Origin of the sequence: Echinicola shivajiensis, assembly GCF_018642165.1 — a bacterium.
GTDB classification, from domain to species: domain Bacteria; phylum Bacteroidota; class Bacteroidia; order Cytophagales; family Cyclobacteriaceae; genus Echinicola; species Echinicola shivajiensis.
In genome coordinates this window covers 221,323-241,741 of the sequence record NZ_JAHHZM010000001.1, presented here as the reverse complement: position 1 = coordinate 241,741, position 20,419 = coordinate 221,323, and the positions used below count along the sequence as shown (strand labels likewise).

At 39.2% G+C, this 20,419-nt stretch carries 9 protein-coding genes; 8 read left to right on the top strand and 1 reads right to left on the bottom strand.

Annotation, left to right across the window (positions count from 1 at the left end):
• Positions 1–10 precede the first annotated feature (10 nt).
• The 5 genes from KMW37_RS00970 to KMW37_RS00950 all read left to right on the top strand — a co-directional run bounded on the left by KMW37_RS00970 (position 11) and on the right by KMW37_RS00950 (position 11,690).
• A complete protein-coding gene (locus tag KMW37_RS00970) occupies positions 11–1,981 on the top strand; it encodes a glycoside hydrolase family 97 protein (RefSeq protein WP_215222737.1) in 1,971 nt (656 codons plus the stop codon).
• An 86-nt stretch (positions 1,982–2,067) separates the two neighbouring features.
• Complete coding sequence (locus KMW37_RS00965; protein ID WP_215222736.1) at positions 2,068–4,308, top strand: beta-galactosidase; 2,241 nt, start codon at positions 2,068–2,070, stop codon at positions 4,306–4,308.
• Positions 4,309–4,328: 20 nt separating this feature from the next.
• Positions 4,329–7,298, top strand: a complete 2,970-nt coding sequence (locus tag KMW37_RS00960) for a glycoside hydrolase domain-containing protein (RefSeq protein ID WP_215222735.1) — start codon at positions 4,329–4,331, stop codon at positions 7,296–7,298.
• A 42-nt stretch (positions 7,299–7,340) separates the two neighbouring features.
• Positions 7,341–9,203: a right-handed parallel beta-helix repeat-containing protein gene (locus KMW37_RS00955; protein WP_215222734.1), complete on the top strand. Its 1,863-nt coding sequence runs from the start codon at positions 7,341–7,343 to the stop codon at positions 9,201–9,203.
• A gap of 39 nt (positions 9,204–9,242) precedes the next feature.
• The gene (locus tag KMW37_RS00950; RefSeq protein WP_215222733.1) at positions 9,243–11,690 is read left to right on the top strand and encodes a glycosyl hydrolase family 95 catalytic domain-containing protein; all 2,448 of its coding nucleotides are present in this window, start codon (positions 9,243–9,245) and stop codon (positions 11,688–11,690) included.
• Positions 11,691–12,806: 1,116 nt separating this feature from the next.
• Here KMW37_RS00950 and KMW37_RS00945 read toward each other — a convergent pair.
• Positions 12,807–13,571, bottom strand: coding sequence for a DeoR/GlpR family DNA-binding transcription regulator (locus KMW37_RS00945; RefSeq protein WP_215222732.1), 765 nt, complete (start codon positions 13,569–13,571; stop codon positions 12,807–12,809).
• 274 nt (positions 13,572–13,845) lie between these two features.
• Between KMW37_RS00945 and KMW37_RS00940 the strand changes: the two genes are divergently transcribed.
• From KMW37_RS00940 to KMW37_RS00930, 3 genes are all read left to right on the top strand, one after another.
• Positions 13,846–16,872: a SusC/RagA family TonB-linked outer membrane protein gene (locus KMW37_RS00940; RefSeq protein WP_215222731.1), complete on the top strand. Its 3,027-nt coding sequence runs from the start codon at positions 13,846–13,848 to the stop codon at positions 16,870–16,872.
• 11 nt (positions 16,873–16,883) lie between these two features.
• Positions 16,884–18,557 (top strand): RagB/SusD family nutrient uptake outer membrane protein, encoded by a 1,674-nt coding sequence (locus KMW37_RS00935; protein WP_215222730.1) that lies wholly within the window; start codon positions 16,884–16,886, stop codon positions 18,555–18,557.
• A gap of 78 nt (positions 18,558–18,635) precedes the next feature.
• Positions 18,636–20,417 (top strand): sodium:solute symporter family transporter, encoded by a 1,782-nt coding sequence (locus tag KMW37_RS00930; protein ID WP_215222729.1) that lies wholly within the window; start codon positions 18,636–18,638, stop codon positions 20,415–20,417.
• The last annotated feature ends 2 nt before the right edge of the window (positions 20,418–20,419 follow it).

Here is a 20,419-nt window from a genome sequence, read left to right as displayed (position 1 = left end):
GGATTATAACGTGAATAAAATAAGTTACAAATATTGGTTTTTTGGTTTAATGGCATTGATGTGTATTCGTACATCCTTTGCCAAGGATATGGAAGTTTACTCTCCAGATAGGGATATTAAAGCAGTGATGAATCTAGGTGTCAGGCCACAAATTACAATCTATAGGCGGGGACAGGAGCTCCTAAGACTTAATAATATCGCTTTAAACATAGAAGGAAAATCCTTTGACCTTTCTGATGAACCTGGTCTACAACTTCAATTTGACGAAGAAAGAGGAGAAATCATTCCGGTCATTAAGGAAAAGTATGCCTCTATAAGAGATCATTATAATGAACTTAAGGTCAATTTTGGAAATGGATTTGGTTTGTTGCTAAGGGTGTATGATACGGGAGTTGCTTATCGGATTTTTACCAATTTTGAAGGGGAAGTGATTATAGACTCGGAGGAGTTGGATATGCATTTGGCACCAACTGATTCATCCTATTTCCAGCCTTCCAATAATTTCAATTCTGCTTATGAAACGCCCTATGAACATCAGTTGATTTCTGATTTGGATTCGACTCAAATATTGGGACTACCCTTTTTAATCAAAAATAAGGACGGGATTAATGTTCTGATAATGGAATCAGATTTAAAGGATTATCCTGGCTTATGGTTGACAAAGACGGGAGATACTAATCTTGGTGTTACACAAGCACCCTTGCCTTTTTCATTCAAGGAAGATGGTGATCCTTACCAAAGAGGGCAGGTGACAGGCAACTATGATTATATCGCCAAAACACAAGGACAAAGGAAATACCCATGGAGAATTTTTGCCATTGCAGAAAATGATGGGGGATTGCTAAGTAATACCTTGGTGTACCAATTGGCAGAAGAAAACAAAGTGAAGGATACCACTTGGATCAAGCCGGGTGTGGTGACCTTTGACTGGTGGGGAAGAAGAAATATTTACGGAACAGATTTTAAGTCTGGTGTCAATACGGCCACTGCGAAGTATTTTATTGATTTCGCAGCAGATTTTGGTTTTGAATATTTTTTACTGGATGATGGATGGTCAAAACAAGATGATATCCTTGCTGTTAACCCTGCTTTGGATATGGAGGAGGTCATGGATTATGCTGATCAAAAAGGAGTAAAGGTCATGCTATGGGCCATATGGAATACTTTTTTAGCTCAGGAGGAAGCTGCTTGGAAGCAGTTTGAAAAATGGGGGGTGGCAGGGATTAAGTTTGACTTTATGAACAGGGATGACCAGAAGATGGTCGAGTTTTATCATCATATAGCGCAAAAAGCAGCAGAGAGAAAAATGATTTTGGATTTGCATGGAGCGTATAAACCTGCTGGTCTTCGAAGAGCTTACCCTAATCTATTGACACGTGAGGGCTTGATCGAATTTGAATTCAATGGATGGACAGAACATGTTACCCCGGTTCATGACAATATGCTACCCTATTTGAGAATGGTGACTGGGCCGATGGATTATATACCATTTACTACCCATAATGCTACCAAAGGGAATTTCCGGTCAGTAGGAGATAGGCCGATGAGCCAAGGAACTAGAGCGCATTCCATGGCGATGTTTGTGGTTTTTGAAAGTCCACTTCAAATGCTGCCAGATTCACCTTCCGATTATTATAGGGAAAGAGAGTGCACAGAATTTATTTCCAAAATACCAACAGAATGGGATGACCTGAAAGTACTTCATGCAAAAATAGGCTCTCATACAGTCCTGGCCAGAAAAAAAGGCAATGATTGGTATATCGGAGGAATTACAAATTGGGATGCCCGCTCTCTTGATGTCAATTTCGATTTCTTGGATGAAGGAACCTATATGATGGAATATATCCAAGATGGCGCCAATTCCGACACTAGAGCTTCTGATTACAAGAAAACTGTTAAGGAAATTTCCCGAAATGATACTGTCAAAATCAACTTGGCTTCAGGTGGAGGTTGGGTTGCTAGGATAACTAAGAAGGATTGATACCAATGAAAACATTAGAAATTAGTGAAAGGAAATATTTTCATAGCTGTTTTATTGTGAGGTTTTTCCAATGTTCAATTATTATTTTGACTGTACTTTTATGTAGTAGGGTCTATGGTCAGGAGAGTCTATATCAGTTAGACGCTAGTCAGGTAAAGAAAGAGGTTCAAATGGTTGATTTGGGCTTCAAAGGAAACGGCCCCGCAGGAGAAACCTTGGGAGTAAATAATCTATACTTTAAAAAAAATGGGGAGCCTTGGTTTCCCTTGATGGGGGAGTTTCATTATATCCGATACCCGGAAGCTTATTGGGAAGAGGAGATTTTGAAAATGAAAAGTGCAGGGCTTCAGATTGTGGCAACTTATGTTTTTTGGAATGCCCATGAAACAAGTCCCGATAGGTGGGATTGGTCAGGGATTAAGGATTTGCGCCATTTCGTGGATTTATGTGCCAAGCATGATATGTATGTTTGGCTGCGCATTGGTCCCTGGTGTCATGGTGAGCAGGTTCATGGCGGGCATCCGGATTGGATCAATAATATGAAAGGCAAGCGGTCAAATGCCCCTGCGTATCTAGCAGAAAGTAGAAAGTTATTTCATCAAATAGCTGATCAGGTGGAAGGTCAGTGGTTTGAAGAAGGAGGTCCGATTATTGGCCTACAGCTGGAAAACGAATATGCTTCCGGTGACTCGGAGCACATCAGAGAACTGAAAAAGATCAGTGTTGAAGTAGGAATGAAGCCGGTTTATTATACAGTGACAGCCAATACGGTCTTTGATGACAGCAAGACAGAAGTGATTCCTCTCCAGGGATCCTACCCTTATCGAGGTTGGGAAAAAGGAGGAGGAAAGGCCACTAAGGATTTTCTTTATGGAAATGACCAATGGATCATGACAGATGCACTTGGCAAGGTGTATTATGATGTCCATAAATACCCAAAGGGGCTTTGTGAGCAGGGCTGTGGTAGCCAGATGACTTTTAGAAACCGCTTTGCAGTGGAACCCCATGTAGTAGAAGCCCATCTTCAAAACCAAATAGGCAGGGGAATGAATTTGGTGGGATATTATATGTTTCAGGGCGGAACCCAATTGCCCGGACTGAAAGAACCAGGCTATCCAGAGTCCTATGATTTTCAGGCTCCCTTGGGTGAGTTTGGCCAAGTCAGGGAGTCCTATAAATACCTTAAAACACTGCATCATTTTGTAAATAGTTTTGGAAGTGATCTGGCCAAAATGCAAGTGGTAGAGCCTGAAGATCCTGTCAGAGATGAATTGGAAACAGATCGGTTAAGGTATGTGGCGAGAACCAATGGAAAAAGTGGCTTTGTTTTTTGGGGGAATACCCAAGTGCGGGTCCCAATGCCGGAAAAACAATTCCAACTGAAATTAAAGCTGGCTGATGAAGTGCTGGTCTTTCCGGAAAAAGAACTGACACTGAGAGGGGAAACCACCGCTATCCTGCCTTTTAACATGGACCTGAATGGCCCATTGCTGAAATATGCGACAGCACAACCATTGGCTAAGATCAACTATAAAGATGTGCCTTATTATTTTTTCTATCAGGTAAATGGCATGGATGTGGAATTGGCCTTTGATGCATTATCTATAGCATCTGTAGAGGGAGATAATTGGACAAAGGAGATGGTTGATGGACAAGTCTTAATGCAGCAAAGAACCAGTAAGGCAAGAAAAATTGATCTTCAGTCAAAAAATGGAGAAAAAGCAGTCTTGGTAATGCTAAGTAGGGAAGAGGCTGAAAACACCTGGGTTGCGGAAATTGATGGACAAGAAAGAGTAATTGTTTCCACTTCGGATTTACTTTTTGATCAAGATAAAATTATCTGCAACAGTTGGGGGACATCACAAATTGACTTAAAAGTATTTCCGTTCAATGGATCGGTAAAATCCAAGAATGGACAGCTAAATAGGATCGGAGGGGATGGCGTTTTCCAAGAGTTTAGTATCAGTTTACCTGAAGCCTATCCCAAACCAAAAATCAAGCGACTGTCAAATAGCAAATGGGAGGTTGAGCTAGATAAAGAACTTCCCAATCAGTTAAGCGACCTGTTTATGGAATTGGATTATCAAGGAGGAATGGCCAAAGTTAGCAGGGAAAATAAAGTGCTTACAGACAATTTGTATAACGGAGAACCTTGGGAGATAGGCTTGAAAAGATATATGAATAAGGAACCTGTAAAATTACAGATGGAAGCTTTTCCATGGTCAGATGAAATTTCGGGAGTAGAAAGGCCCAAGTCCAGTTTGCCTGAGATTAAAAGAATAAGGTTTATACCCGTTTACACGACTGAGATCAATCTGAATAAATAATAGTAACCGATTTGATTAAAATGAAAAATATTAGTTTTTTAATAATCATCTTATTGACCCAATATATAGATGTTGCTTGGGGGCAAAATTATGCTGATCTCAACTATTCAGTGGCCACTGAACCTTGGGAAGAGGCATATGGAAACCACAGGGCTGTGGTGGAAGTTGGACAAGCAACTGAGGCAGTTATTTTGGATTTGGAATGGAGAAGGTATGACAAGGATCCCGGAGATAAGCGCTTTATAATTGTCAATTCTGAGACTGGGGAGGAAGTCGAAAATATTCATCGTATCAAGGTTGACAACGAAACGTGTGAGCTGGCATTTGGGCCTGTAAAAAATGCAGGGATTTACTACTTTTATTATTTGCCTTACGAAATCCAGGAAGAGTACGGCTTTTATAATAAGGACTATTTGCCTGTTGAGTCAAAACCTGACTCCGATTGGTTGAAGGAGAGTGGGCTGGTAAATGGAGTTCAAGCCTCTTTGGCCAAGGCCAAGCCTTTGGAATTTCAGTCGCGAACAGCCTTTGACAGCTTTTTTCCTATGGAAGTAATTGCCCTTCAAAGCGAAAAGGAAAAACTCCAAAGTGAATATAAAGCGGATTTTTTGATCTTCCCTGAGGATCGAAAATTGCCGATTAGAATGCTGGATGAAATCCCATATCGGTGGATACAGCAAGGGCCTTCTGGGGCATTCGAGGGTGAAGCAAGTAAAAATGAATATTATACCTTCCAATTAGGCGTCTTTGCCTCCCAAAAGGATTTGAGAGACTTGAAACTTACTTTTTCAGCTCTTGAAGGCCCTGCTGGAAAGGTTTCGGCTGAAAGCATCACCTGTTTCAATACTGGAGGAATGGGGCCATATGGGGAGCCATTTGTGAAAGTGCTGGATGTGGAAAAAGGGGATGTGCAGCCCTTATGGATAGGTATAGACCTTCCCGAAAACATCGCTGCAGGGAACTATCGAGGCAAGGTTACCCTAAGTGCAACAAACTCGTCTTCTCAATCCGTAGATATCAGGTTGAGAATCAACAATAAGATTTTAGCTGATCGGGGGGATGGTGAACCATGGAGGCATTCTCGACTGCGTTGGCTTAATTCTACTTTGGGGATAGATAATGAACCTACTGAGCCTTTTCAAGCCATAAGCGAGGAAAATAGTGTCTACAGTCTTACTCAAAAGCATTTGCAGTTTTCTGATCAGGGGCTTCCATCATCTGTCTTGATCAAAAATAAGGAAATGCTTAACCGCCCAATCTCTTTTAAGGTCCAAAACCAAAATGGAACGGAAGAATTCGCTGCTAAGAACGCAGAAGAATTTATTGTAAAAGATGATGGATTGATTTCCTCTTCATGGAAAGGAATTTCGGATAATTTCAGTTACGAAGGGCTTAAAACTGTTGAATCTGATGGATATATCAAATATGTCATAAGCCTGAAAGCCCTAAAACCTGTTCAAGTTAAGGATATCAGCCTTGAAATTCCTTTCAAAAGGGAAGTAGCCAAATATATGATGGGAATGGGGCTTCCCGGAACGGATGTTCCTGAAGAGCATCATGCAAGCTGGAAAGGACCGCATGATAGTTTTTGGATGGGGAGTACGGAAGCTGGGCTTTGGTGTGAGTTAAGGGGAAGAGAATATCATGGTCCTTTATTGAACCTTTATCATCCGGAATATCCGGATTCATGGTACAATGATGGCAAGGGAGGTTTTACTATCAAATCCAATCAGGAAGAAGTAACTGCTATTGTGTCCAGTGGAGAAAGAAGCTTGGCAGTAGGAGAGGAACTGGATTTTGAATGGGCCTTTATATTAACCCCAATCAAGGAATTGGATTCCCAAAGTCAATTCAATGACAGGTATTACCATAACGGAGCCAAGCCTGAGCCAAGTAAAGAGGATTTTGAAGCTGGTGTAAAAGTGATCAACGTGCATCATGCGAATCAATACAATCCACATATCAACTACCCTTTTGTTGCGGTAGACGCAATGAAAGGATTTATTGAGGCCATGCATGAGGTTGGGGAGAAGGTAAAAATCTATTATACCATTCGGGAATTGACAAATTACACCACAGAGATCTGGGCGCTAAGAAGTCTTGGCAATGAGATTTTGGGTGATGGAAATGGAGGAGGATACCCTTGGCTCAGGGAACATTTGGTAGATGGGTATCGTCCACAATGGTACCAGTATTTTCCAGACAAAAGTGCGGATGCCTCTATTGTTAATGCGCCAGGAGATTCCCGTTGGTACAATTACTATATAGAAGGGTTGGCCTGGTTGGTCGAAAATGTGGATATCGATGGACTTTATTTGGATGATGTTTCCTATGACCGACGAACCCTGAAAAGAATAAGGAAAGTCCTGGACCGTACCAAGCCAGGCTGTCTGTTGGATTTGCATTCCAACACTGGGTTTTCCAAAGGTCCGGCCACCCAGTATATGGAGTTCTTTCCGTATCTGGACAAACTTTGGTTTGGGGAGAGTTTCCATTATGACGAAATGTCTCCTACCAACTGGCTTGTGGAGGTTTCAGGTATTCCATATGGTTTGATGGGTGATATGCTTCATGCCGGAGGTAACCCATGGAGGGGGATGGTTTATGGAATGACCGTTCGTTACCCTTGGTATACTGAAGGGGTTTCATGTGATCCCAGGGCCATTTGGAAGCTATGGGATGATTTTGGTATTTCAGAGGCTAAGATGATTGGTTATTGGGATGAAGGGGCAGTAGTAAAGACTTCCCATCAGGATGTATTGGCGACAGCCTACGTGAAAGAAGGGGAACTTTTGATCGCAGTAGCAAGCTGGGCTGAAGATCCAGTTAATGTTAAACTTGACATTGACTGGAAAACATTGGGCATTGGGTCAAGGGGAAAAAGATTGAAAATGCCGGGAATTGAAATGTTTCAAGAAGGTAAGGAGTTAAACTTGGAAGAAAGCTTTCTGATAACCCCCAAAAAGGGATTCTTAATAATTGTGGAATAACAAAGGTTTTCAAATCAGAATAACAGTAAAGTATTGCTATCAATGAGACAAAGTACCAGTGAACTATTATTTAATAATCTATTGCTGGCTATAGTATTCTTGGTCGTTTTATCCGGACAGAATCTATTGAATGCCCAAACGATTATCCGCTTGGAAGATTATGGAGTGGAGGCCAACTCCTACCAAAATGCGGTGCAGGGTATTCAGGCCGCCTTAAAAGAGGCTTCGAAACACGAAAGCTCCATTATCAAATTCCCTGGAGGTAGACTTGACCTGTGGCCTGAAGGGGCAATCAAAAAGGAATATTATATTTCCAATACTACCGAATCGGACACTTTAAGCAAGGAGAAGTCCATTGGTATTTTATTGGAAGGCCTGCAAAATGTGACCTTGGAAGGAAACGGGACATTGATTGTCAGCCATGGGAAAATGATCCATCTGGCAATTGATCACAGCAGGAATATAAAGGTAAAGGATATTGCTTTTGATTATGAAAGACCCACAATGTCTGAATTTGAGGTGGAGAAGCTTGGTGATGACTTTGCCATTGTGAAGGTGAACAAAGACAGTAAACATCATGTGGAAAATGGAAAGGTCACTTGGTATGGGGAAGGCTGGAAAGCCAAACATCTTCATGTGATCAAGTATAGACCAGATCAGGAAACCATGCACTATGAAAAATCCAAGTTTATGGAGAATAGTGAGGCAGTGGATCTTGGAGATAACAGGCTACTATTTCGTGGATTTGACTTTAAGGGCATCAAGCTGAAAGAAGGGGAAATTTTAAGTTTTAGGGATACCTATAGAGACTGTGTTGGCTTACTCAACAACTTTTCACAAGACTTGACCTTTGAAAATATAAGTCTCCATTATTTACATGGTTTAGGAATGGTCAGTCAATTTTCCAAAAATATTCATGTTAATGGGATTCATGCAGAGCCTAGAGCATCTACCCAAAGAGTAATTGCCGGCTTTGCTGACTTTCTGCATTTCTCAGGTTGTTCGGGAGAAATTACCATTGAAAACAGCCTCTTTTCTGGTTCCCATGATGACCCTGTAAATATACATGGAACCCATCTTAGAGTAATCAATAATGATCAAAACAAAATCATTGTAAGGTTTATGCATCATCAGACCTGGAACCTGATGGCTTTTGAGGCAGGAGATTCCATTGGCTTTGTAGATAATAATAACCTTTCCATATATGACTATGCAGTGGTGAAGGAGGTTTCTAAAATCAATCCTAAAGAGCTGGAGTTGACTTTGGATAGGGAAGCTCCAGAGCAACTGGGGGAGAAGCATTGTGTGGAAAATATTACCAAATCACCTTCGGTATTGATTCGAAATAACCGATTTGAGCATACCAATACCCGTGGGCTCCTTTTGACTACAAGAAGAAAGGCGGTAATAGAAAACAATGTCTTTTATCGCACAGGTATGCATGCCATTTTAATAGCAAATGACTGTAATTTTTGGTATGAATCTGGGCCAGTTAAAGATGTGACTATCCGCAATAATCAATTTATAGAATGTGGCTATAATTCTTATCCTGAAAGTTATGCCATTGCCATTAAACCTGAAGTTTTGGAGTTTTCTAAAGGAAAATATGTGCACAGAAACATCAAAATTTTAGACAATGAATTTGTTCTAGCAAATGGTGCGTTGTTTACCGCAAAGGCAACCGAGGGCCTGGTCTTTAAAGATAATACCATCAAGAATGGAACTGCAGACATCGTCCCACCAACAAGCCAACCCTTCATATCTATCGAACACTGTATTGATGTGCAGATCCAGTCCAATAATTTCAGTACCTATAAAGGGGGAAAGCGACTTCAGCTTAAGGAAATGAGCAAGAAGGCCATTCATTTGGGCAAGGACCAAGACTTGGTATTGGAAGAAGAGTGAAGGAGAAAATAAATCTTTGGAACCACAATAATCTATTATATGAACAAAATGATTGTTTTTAAAAGTAGTCTAAATGCACTGATTATTGGCTTGGCCCTACTGGTGAGTTTGGTGGGGTGCACGCAAGAAAAGCCGGTAGCCAAGTTTCGTGGCATGTTCAGTTCTGAACCTGCTGAAAAGTGGCAAGATGCCCTTATAAGTGGAAATGGTGAGATGGGGGTGCTGGTGTTTGGAAACCCTACCCATGAACAGATCATTTTCAACCATGAGCTTTGTTATGAATTTATAGGTTCAGAAGATGTAGAACCGCCCAGTATTGCTGCTTATTTGCCTCATGTTCGGGACTTAATGAAAGCGGGGAAATATGATGAGGCAACGAGGTATTCCTATGAAAAAGCGGTGGAAGAGGGCTTTGGAGGAATTATGTGGACAGATCCTTATCATCCAGCTTTGCTGATGAATGTGGATCAAAAGTTTGAAGGAGAAGTTGAGCAGTATAAAAGGCAAGTAAACTTTGAAACTGGGGAAATTACTGTTAGTTGGTATGCAGGAGGAAATGATTACAAACGTAAGACATTTGTTTCTAGACCAGACAGGATAGTGGTTCAGGAATATAGCAGTTCATCTGATATAGAAATTTCAATGGAAATTGGTCAGTTGATTCCAGAAGTAATTGCCCAGCAGGATAAATATGGAGAGAGTTTAAGAATAGGAAAATCCACCAAGAGTGTTTCTGGTGAATGGATGGAATTCAGACAGCCCTATGAGCTATTCGGAAGGGGATATGAAGTCATCCAAAAGGTTCATCCATCAGGAGGTTATTTACATGCATTAGACGGAAAGGTAGAAATCAGTGGGGCGGACAAGGTGTTGATCATTACGCGAATCGAGTTTTTAGAAGATTTTGACAAGTCCTTAATTCCCGAGACTAAGGGAGTCATTGATCAGTTGGGTACCGATTATGAAAGTTTGTTAGATAGGCACAGAAGGGTTCACGGGGAGATGTTCAATCGGGTGAGACTAGATTTGTTTGATGAGCCTGAACAGATGGCTTATTCATCTGAGCAATTGATTCAAATGCAAAATGAAAATCAAGATGAAATATTTTTACCGCTTTTGCAATCCATGTTTGATATGGGGAGGTATACGTTGATCAGCTCTTCAGGTAATAATCCACCTAATCTCATGGGCATTTGGAATGGGGAGTGGCGGCCTGCTTGGTCAGGAGATTTTACTACTGATGCCAATGTAAATTTGCAGATTGCCTCTGCAGCAATTGGGGACTTACCTGAAGCCATCGATAGTTATATGACCATGTTGGAAAGAGTAATGGATGACTGGGAGATAAATGCGCGGAAACTGTATGGAGCTGAGGGATATTTAGCGGGGACCAGGACTTCCGGAAGAAGAAACTTGCATACGCATTTTAGTATCAGTTTTCCGGGGCAGTTTTGGCTTGCTGGTGCTGAATGGCTATTGCTACCTTGTTATGAATATTATCAGGTAAGTGGGGATGAGGTTTTCCTTAAAGAGCGTCTTTTGCCTGCGTTGGAAAAAACGGTACAGTTTTTCGAAAGCTTTTTACAGGATTATGATGAAAACGGGCATTATTATTTTGCACCCAGCTACTCCCCAGAGAATTCACCGGCCAATATTGATTTGCAGGGAACTGCCAATGCCACCATGGATATTGCAGCCGCCAAAGAAGCGATCTCAAACCTTATCCGTATCAGTGAAGAATTGGGTGTTCATCAGGAAAAAATGATTCACTGGAAGTCCATGCTGGAGCAAATGCCTCCTTATTTGGTGAACAGTGATGGGGCCTTAAAGGAATGGGCTTTGGATGATTTGGAGGATAATTATGACCACCGGCATATTTCTCATTTGTACCCTGTTTGGCCTGGTTTTGAGATCAACCCAGAAGAAACGCCAGAGCTGTTTGTAGCAGCTTCTACTGCAATGTTGAAGAAAGGCCGAGGCAACAATTCTGCCCATGGACTGATGCATGGAGCCCTAATTTTTGCAAGGCTAAAGAATGGTGAAAAAGTTTATGACAACTTGAAGTTTATGCTACGAAATAACTATATCTTTTCAAGCTTGTTTACCTCTCATAATCCAGATTGGAAGATTTTTAATGCTGATGCACTGAACAGTCTGCCTGCTGTGGTACTGGAAATGCTCGTGTATTCGCGACCAGGTGTGATAGAACTTTTGCCAGCTGTGGATGAAAAATTGACTAAAGGCAGCATTTCAGGAGTCAAGTGCCGTACCCAGGCCACTGTGGAGGAATTGGAATGGGATTTTGAAAAAGAAACCGCTAAAGTAATTATATCTTCCTCAGTTGATCAGGGAATTGAATTGTTTTTCAGAAAGGGGGTTAAAAGTATCACAGATCAAAATGGAAAAAACTATGCAAAGTCCTCGGATATATCTGTAAAGGTGGATTTCCATCAAGGCGAGGAAAAAACGTTGAATATTTCATACTAGTAAAAGGCAATTTCAATAATACCAGATGGTATAGGAACCATTCAGGGGGCGTTATCTCTGTGAGGATTTAGTAAATCATTGTGTTTTTTTAGTGAAATATAAAAAAGCCTCTTTTATTAGGATTTTATTATAATCAAATGAATATAAGTGGATTGTTTACTTTCGCTAATAAGTGCACTGGCACTTTGTTTTTAGCTCATTACTGACGGTTTCTAAAGACACATTTAATTTAATTAACCTTTAACTTAATTATATCTCATAACTTTCTGCTTGTTGTTATGGAGCTGGCGATACGTGGATCGAACTCTTTTTTAGAAGAAATGGAAATGATAGAGAAGCTTATAGTTTTGGGGAAGTCTGGAGAGGAGCCACTATAGTTTGTAGTAAGTGGCTCTCCCTTTGCCCTGTTTTTTGATAAGATCTTGGTCCACCATTTCAGTGAGAATTTCGTAAGTTTTGGTGTTTTTCAATCCTAATAAGTTACTAGCCTCTTTCCTTGAGATTTTTCCTTTTTCAAGTAAGTATATCGGGTGACCACTCGGTACTTGTTTCGAACCGATTTGTGGAGGATTTGGGAATAATTTCGAAACTTTCTGATGAAATTAATTCTAAGAATAATTGTTTATGATACCGTCAGCTGGAGCTAGAGGTACATGGATCGAACTCTTTTTTGGAAGAGATGGAAATGATAGATTAACTTAGGCATTTGAAAGACTACTATCTGTGAATATGGTCAAATACTGTTCTACTGGCTTATAAAAAAATATGTTCTAAGGCTAAGATCAAAAAGTATGTGGGGTATTAGGAGAAACAATAATAGAATTTTAAAAAGTAAATAATGTTTACAATATCGAGGTGATTTCCATTGACAAGGATTATAAATATACCCACTGTTGATTGGGTGTTGTATCAAAAGAGAAAAGTAATAGTGTGAAGGGGTTTTTCCTTTTATATTTTAGGTGTTTACTTGAACTCTTACAATTTTTTTAGATAGAATAGCTGTGGAAATAATCTGAACTGGTAAATTGCTCTATGCTTGAAGTATAATTGTATCCTCATTCATGGAGGCAAAGTCTAAATAATATATTGCTCCTTAAACAAAGGATATTAAAGTAATTATTTGGCAATAATTACTTTAATATCCTTTTCTTCTAATGCTTTGATTGTGCTTTTCGGAGCATTTTCATCGGTAATGATATAATGAACATGATCAAAGGAACATACTTTTCCTAATCCTCTTTTACCGAATTTTGAACTGTCCGCAAGTATAACGAGGGTTTGAGCGGCATCAATCATTTTTTTATTAAGGCTTGCCTCTGAAATGTTTGTTATTGATAATCCAAAATCCAAATCTATGCCGTCAACTCCTAAAAACAATATACTTGTGGAAATGTCTTCTAATGTTTTTTCAGCATTAGTTCCTGTGACGGAGGATGAATTTGGTCGGATTATGCCTCCTAGCTGAATTATTTCAATATTTTTTTTGTCGCATAGTTCAATAGTTACTTTGACCGCAGGTGTTATAACTGTTAAGGGATGTATAGGTTGTAAAAACCTAGCAATTTGAAATACAGTTGTTCCTGAGCCAATTATTAATGAATCACTATCTCCTATAAGTTTTAAAGCCTCTTTGGCTATTTTCTCTTTTTGTTCGTAATTAATTAATGCTTTTTCATTTATGGGCCTTTCATTCATATAGGGGTTGTTTAAAGATCCCCCACCTTTAGTTCTATAGAGTAGTTTTTTTTCTTCCAATAGTTTAAGGTCTTTTCTTATAGTTACACCTGAAACATTCATTTTATCACTTAATTCCTGAATTTTTACTCTGCCATCTTCATTAAGCATTTTTAGAATCATTTCATGTCTCTCTGTAATATCCATTTAATGAAAGGGTTTTAAAGTGTTTTTAAACTAATGTATTCAATTCCAAATATAGATTATTATGGAATTTTTTTTGGCATTCATTAATTTATTTGAAGCTATTTAGGGCTATAATTTTATTTATGCCTTGATATTTGGTTTAATATTTGGTTATAAAACATTTAAAAAAGTTTATTTGATAATTTAAATCGCTTTAAATTTGTTTTAAAAAATTAAAAAATGCTTTTTTGTGTTATTGTTAATCATGGATTGTTTCAACCCAAAATAATGTCTTATGAAAATTAATGTTTACGGATTCCTAAGGTGGATTTTTGCTGGCTGGTTTTTAGTCCCCTTATTGGTTCTATTAAATGCCAAGATAGTAAGCGCGCAAAATTCCAATATTACTGGTAAAGTTTATGATGTAGATACAGGAGAATCTCTTCCTGGAGTAACTGTAAGGGTTAAAGATTCCAATATTGGTACTTCTACAGATATTGATGGTAACTTTTCAATTGAATTGAAGGAAGGAGATCAAGTACTTATTTTTTCTTTTATTGGGTATCTCTCTCAGGAGGTACAGGTCGGCAACAAAAGTTCTTTATCTATACCACTTTCTCAAGACATAAAGGGCTTGGAAGAAGTTGTCGTTGTTGGATTTAGCACTCAGAAGAAAGTGAACCTGACTGGGGCTGTGTCTTCAATTTCAGATAAAAATATCTCGGTAAGACCTGTAGGACAGGCGTCAGCAGCACTTCAAGGGCTTGCACCTGGTGTAACTGTTACTCAAAGGTCGGGTAAGCCGGGAGGAGATGGTGGGACCATCAGAATTAGGGGGGTAGGTACCTTGAGTAGCGCAAACCCTTTGGTGATTATTGATGGAATAGAAGGGGATATCAATAGTCTTGACCCCAATATGATCGAATCCATCTCAGTTTTGAAAGATGCTGCCTCTGCATCAATTTACGGTTCCAGAGCTGCAAACGGTGTTGTATTGGTCACAACTAAGCGGGCAAAGGGGGAAAGGTTAGTTGTAAATTATAGAGGATATGTAGGATGGCAACAGCCAACTAATTTACCAAAAATGGTAAATGCTATAGATCATATGAGATTGACAAATGTAGCATATGTTAATACAGGTAGAGATCCCTTATATTCTGAAGAATTAATTAATGATTATATAGAAGATGGCGGAAGGAATATAGATTTATATCCTAATACAGACTGGCAAAAAGAGGTTCTAACCGGTTCAGGAATTATGAACAGTCACTTTATTAGTGTAAACGGAGGGGCTGAAAAGATTAAGTTTCTTACATCATTTGGCTATTTGGATCAAAAAGGTATCATAAATAATTCTGGATTTAAACGTCTGTCCTTTAGAAATAACACTGACGTTACTTTTTCGAAAAGATTTGGTATGAAGGTAGATCTCCAGTTGCTTGCAAAAGTTACTGAAGAACCGGGCAGGAGTACATCTAGTGTTTTTCACTGGATGAATAGGATCCCTGCAAATCAACCGGGAATCAATTCCAATGGTACATGGGGTGAAGGTTGGAACGGTGCGAATCCAATAGCATTTAGTAATGATGGAGGATTACGAAAAAATAGTAGTCTTCCAAGAATACAGCTTAACACATCATTTGATTATAATCCAATTGATGATTTAAAATTATCTGTTGCAGTTGCCCCTCGATTTGCAGAATATAGTAATGATGAGTTTTATGGAGCAATAGACACTTTTCATCCTGATGGTAACTTGGCGAACAGATCTCCTGCTCTGAGCACACTTACCAGAGAGTATAGTCGATCTTTTTATAATAACCTAAGGGCAACAGCTGTCTTTGATAAGGTAATAAATGAAGATCATAATTTAAAGGTGCTAGTGGGAGCATCTAGAGAAGATTATTATAATGAATTTACCTCTGCATTTAGGGATAATTTTATTTTACCTGACTATCCTGTTTTAAACACTGGGTCGGCTGCGAATCAGCAAAACTCTGGATCAGCTTCAGAATGGTCCCTGCAATCTTTTTTTGGTAGGGTAAATTATGATATCAATCAAAAGTATTTGTTTGAAATAAATGGTAGATATGATGGTTCATCTAGGTTTTCAAGTGGCAATAAATATGGATTTTTCCCCTCGCTATCGGCTGGATGGAGAGTGTCCGAAGAGGGATTTATGGAAAGCTTAAGTGATTTTCTTACGGAGTTAAAAGTAAGGGGGTCATGGGGAAGATTGGGTAATCAAGATATTGGTAACTATCCATTTACCTCATCAATTGCCATTGGGTCTTATACTTTTAACAAAGAAATAGTCAATATAGGAGCATTAAATACCATGGCCAATTCCCAGATTTCATGGGAGACTACTGAGATGATAGATATTGGTTTGGATATATCGTTGTGGTCAAACCTATCAATTACAGCCGACTATTATTCTAGAGAAACCAGGGATATACTTTATGATTTGGATATTCCTCTTACCATTGGACTGGGAAGGCCATACCAAAATGCAGGCGTTGTTTCAAATAAGGGATGGGAAGCAGGACTGACATATAAAGGGGCAGTTAATGATTTTATGTTTGATGTTGGGTTCAATATTTCAGATGTTGTTAATAAAGTTATCGATCTGAAAGGGGTTAATAGATCTGGGTTGACAGTTAGTAGAGAAGGTTATCCCATAAATTCAATTTATGGATTTGAATCATTGGGGTATTTTCAATCTGAGGATGAAATAGCGGAACATGCTTCTCAATTTGGAAATGTTAAACCAGGTGATATTAAATATAAAGATCAAAACGGAGATGGTATAATAAATGATGATGATAATGTTGTTATTGGTAGTACTATTCCAAGGTTGACTTATGGTTTAACACTTAATGGGTCTTATAAAGGATTTGATCTAAATGTTTTTATCCAAGGTGTCGGCAGGGCAGATGGATATCTTTACCAACAAGGAATAATGCCATTTTTTAACGGTGGGACAGTTCAGGAGCAACATAAGGATTATTGGACTCCAGATAACAGAGATGCCGCTTTCCCTAGATTGCAGATTAGTGAAGCTAATAATGAAAAAAATTCAAGTTTTTGGTTGAAAAATGCAGCTTATGCTCGTCTAAAAAACCTTCAAATAGGTTATACAATGCCCTCTACTATTAGTTCCCGATTTGGGATCGACAATTTAAGGTTATACATAAATGGGCAAAATTTATTGACACTTGATAAGTTTTGGGACGGATATGATGTTGAAGCCCCTGTAGGAAGGGGGGATACCTACCCACAAGTGAAGGTGTATAGTATTGGATTGGATGTTAAGTTTTAAAAATTGGAGTCATGTATAAAGGAAAAATATACCATATAATTCTAGGTGCTTTTGTTTTATTTCTATCATCTTGTGATGATTACCTAGAAAAGTACCCTTTGGATGGGCCATCTTCAGCCTCTTTTTATTCCAATGAAGATGAATTAATGATGGGATTGCTAGGTTGCTATAAAGGGCTGAATTTTGAGGCTAAATCTGGTAGGCCTTGGCCAGTTATTTTAGATGTTACTACTGATATTAATTGGAACAGAAGTAACCATCAAATGCAACATATTGGTAACGGTAGCCATGATAGTGATAATGGCTCTATTTTGATTTTCTGGAGAGAATTTTATCAAACTATTGGGCGATGTAATTTCCTGTTAGATAATATCGGAAAATTGGAAGGGAACATTCCTAGTGAGGTCTATTTTCAATCAATTGCTGAAGCACGATTTATTCGAGCCATTAGTTATCACTATTTGGTTGAGTTATTCGGAGATGTTCCTTTAGTAACCAAAACCCAAACTTTAGATGAGTCAATAATACCCAGAAGCAGTAAGAGAGATGTAGTTGATTTTATTCTAAATGAATTATCTGAAGCTGCAGAGGTTCTCCCATCAGAATATCCGGCAGATCAGTACCATGGGAGAGCTACCAAAGGTGCTGCCTTAGCAATTAAGGCCAGAACAGCTCTATATGATGAAAGATGGGGTATTGCAGCCGAAGCCGCAGAAGAAGTGATTTCTTTGGGATATTCTTTGAACGATGATTTTGCTGAACTTTTTACCTATTCTGGCCAAACTTCTAATGAGATAATTTTTTCCTTGCAATATTTAAAAGGAATAATTACCCACGCTACCCCAAATTACTTGACCTCTAGGTTGGCTGGGGGAGTTTCAAACGAGGTGCCTCCACAAAGTATGGTGGATACCTATGAATGTCTTGATGGTTTAAGTATAGACAAATCTCCATTATATGATCCAGAGAACCCTTTTGATAATAGGGATCCCCGATTGGGCATGACCCTAGTAGTTCCAGGAAGTGTTTTGTTTGGATATCAGTTTGAAACGAATGATGATAGTGTTAAAGTTTGGAACTATAATACAAGCCCTCCTACAAGAGTGAAAAATCTGGATGCCACCCATGCCTACGCCACCTATACCGGTTATTTATATAGAAAATATACCGATATAAAGGATATGCTAGACGATACTAATTCTGAGTTAAATATCTCCCTTATTAGGTTTGCAGAGGTATTACTTATTTATGCAGAAGCTAAAATTGAAGAAGGAGAACTGGATGAATCGGTGTATAGTGCTATAAATCAGGTAAGAGGTAGGAGTTCTGTGAGTATGCCTCCAATTTTACCGGGCAAGACTCAGGCTGAACTTCGCTCAATCGTTCGTAAGGAAAGGAAATATGAATTAGCGAATGAAGGCTTAAGGTTAATGGATATAAGGAGATGGAAAATCGCTGAGGATGTTATGTCTGGAGAATTTTTGGGAAGAATACCTAATGGGTATTTATCAAATCCTCCTCATATAGATGAAAATGGTACTCCTGATTATAGTAATGTTTTAAATAAGGATGAAATGCGATTGGTAGAAATTAGGTCCTTTGACCCCGATAGGGATTATTTGTGGCCAATACCTAATATAGAAATATTGACAAATAAGTCCTTGGAACAAAATCCTAAATATTAAAATCAGACTGCTTGTTAATATCGGAACATTACAATTTTGTTTGATTAAGTTATTTGAGAAGGGGTTGATTTAAGAATTATGAGTAAACTGGATCTTATTGTTTTTGTTGTTTATTTGATTGGCCTGGTAGCTATGGGAAGTGTCTTTTCCAAAATGAAAGATGCTAAAACAATGTTCAACGCTGGTGGGCAGTCTCCGTGGTGGCTATCCGGATTGTCAGCTTTTATGACGACATTTTCAGCTGGTACTTTCGTTGTATGGGGTGGTTTGGCGTATCAGCATGGTTTGGTAGGTGTTTCAATTTTGATGGTGATCGGCGTAGCCTCATTGCTTGTCGGTTGGTTGGTGGCAGGGAAGTGGAAAAGTATGGGGTATGAATCTGCCGCATCTTTCCTTGATGCCAGGTTTGGAAGGTCAATTGTTCAGTTTTATACCTGGATCCAAGGTGTTGTAGGGCTATTTACAATGGGAGGGGCAGTCTATGCTTTAGCAGTGGTAGTTACTGCACTTATCCCCATGCCGGATGGGCATTGGTTGGCTGATGCTGAAACCGGGCATTTTTCAGTAACAGCAGCCTCGCTGATAATTTGTGCTGTTGTAATTCTGATAACGACAGGGGGAGGGCTCTGGGCTGTATTGATGACCGATGCTCTTCAGTTTATTTTGTTAACGGTTTCAGTAGTTATGGTGGTTCCGATGATCCTGATGAAAGTGGGAGGGGTCAAGGCTTTAATAGAGAAGAGCCCTGATGGATTTTGGCAGCCAGTAAGTGGAGAATTTTCGTGGTATTTTTTAGTGGGTTGGTGTTTGGTGTTCTTCTTCAAGATGGGAGGGGAATGGGCTTATATACAACGGTTTTCATGTGTTAAAACTTCAAAAGATGCCCGTAGATCTTCCTATCTATTTGGAATTCTCTATTTGATCAGTCCCATATTATGGATGATCCCTCCAATTGCATACCAAATTATTGATCCTTCGGTTGATCCCGAAAAGGCGTATATATATGCCTGTGAGCTAGTATTACCTTCGGGAATGCTAGGATTAATGATTGCGGCAATGTGTTCAGCAACTGCCAGTATGGTTACTACCCAACTTAATGTGTTTGCTGGTGCCTTTACTTCTGAGTTTTACAAGCGTATTTTCCGCCCATTTGCCGGGGATAGGGAACAGGTAGTTGCGGGAAGAATTATTACAGTTTTACTAGGGGGGATAGCAGTTGCAGGGGCATTACTGATACCTATAATGGGTACCTATACTGGTTATATATTGGCTTCTGTAGCTATGTTGACCGGCCCGTTAGTTTTGCCGACAATTTGGGGACTGTATTCGAAAAGAATTGGTATTAGGACTGCTTGGGCTGTGACATTAACCGGGATTTTTGCATGTCTTTTTGTGAAAATAGGTTTGATGGAATACAATTGGCTTGGTGGTTACGGGTGGACTAATGATCTTATTTTTTTAGTAAGAAGTAACCAGAGAATGACCGAGATTATTGTTGGCTTAGGAGTACCTGTTTTAATATTGGGACTTGCAGAAATTATACAAAAAGAGACAGATATAGGTTGGGTTAGGGTGAAGGGTGTTGAGTTTGAACAAGTTGAAGTAAATCGCTCTGTTGTACCTTCCCCTTCACCTGCAAAATTGTGTGGCTGGTCAACTATAATCATAGGCGTGCTTATGGTTGTTATCACTCGGTTTGTAGAAAAAGATAGGGTAATCGTACTTTGGTTTTCAGCGCTCTTATTTTTTATAGGATTACTTATTCTTTGGATAAATAAAAAATTAAGCGACAGAAGTAAAATTGAAGATGCCGAAAGCAAATTTAAAGAAGAAGAGGCTGCGGTATATGAAAATAATTAAAA

Excerpts from the sequence above, each read along its gene's own strand:
- KMW37_RS00960 (WP_215222735.1), top strand. The coding sequence starts at position 4,329 with ATGAAAAATATTAGTTTTTTAATAATCATCTTATTGACCCAATATATA.
- KMW37_RS00955 (WP_215222734.1), top strand. The coding sequence starts at position 7,341 with ATGAGACAAAGTACCAGTGAACTATTATTTAATAATCTATTGCTGGCT.
- KMW37_RS00950 (WP_215222733.1), top strand. The coding sequence starts at position 9,243 with ATGAACAAAATGATTGTTTTTAAAAGTAGTCTAAATGCACTGATTATT.
- KMW37_RS00945 (WP_215222732.1), bottom strand. The coding sequence starts at position 13,571 with ATGGATATTACAGAGAGACATGAAATGATTCTAAAAATGCTTAATGAA.
- KMW37_RS00940 (WP_215222731.1), top strand. The coding sequence starts at position 13,846 with ATGAAAATTAATGTTTACGGATTCCTAAGGTGGATTTTTGCTGGCTGG.
- KMW37_RS00935 (WP_215222730.1), top strand. The coding sequence starts at position 16,884 with ATGTATAAAGGAAAAATATACCATATAATTCTAGGTGCTTTTGTTTTA.
- KMW37_RS00930 (WP_215222729.1), top strand. The coding sequence starts at position 18,636 with ATGAGTAAACTGGATCTTATTGTTTTTGTTGTTTATTTGATTGGCCTG.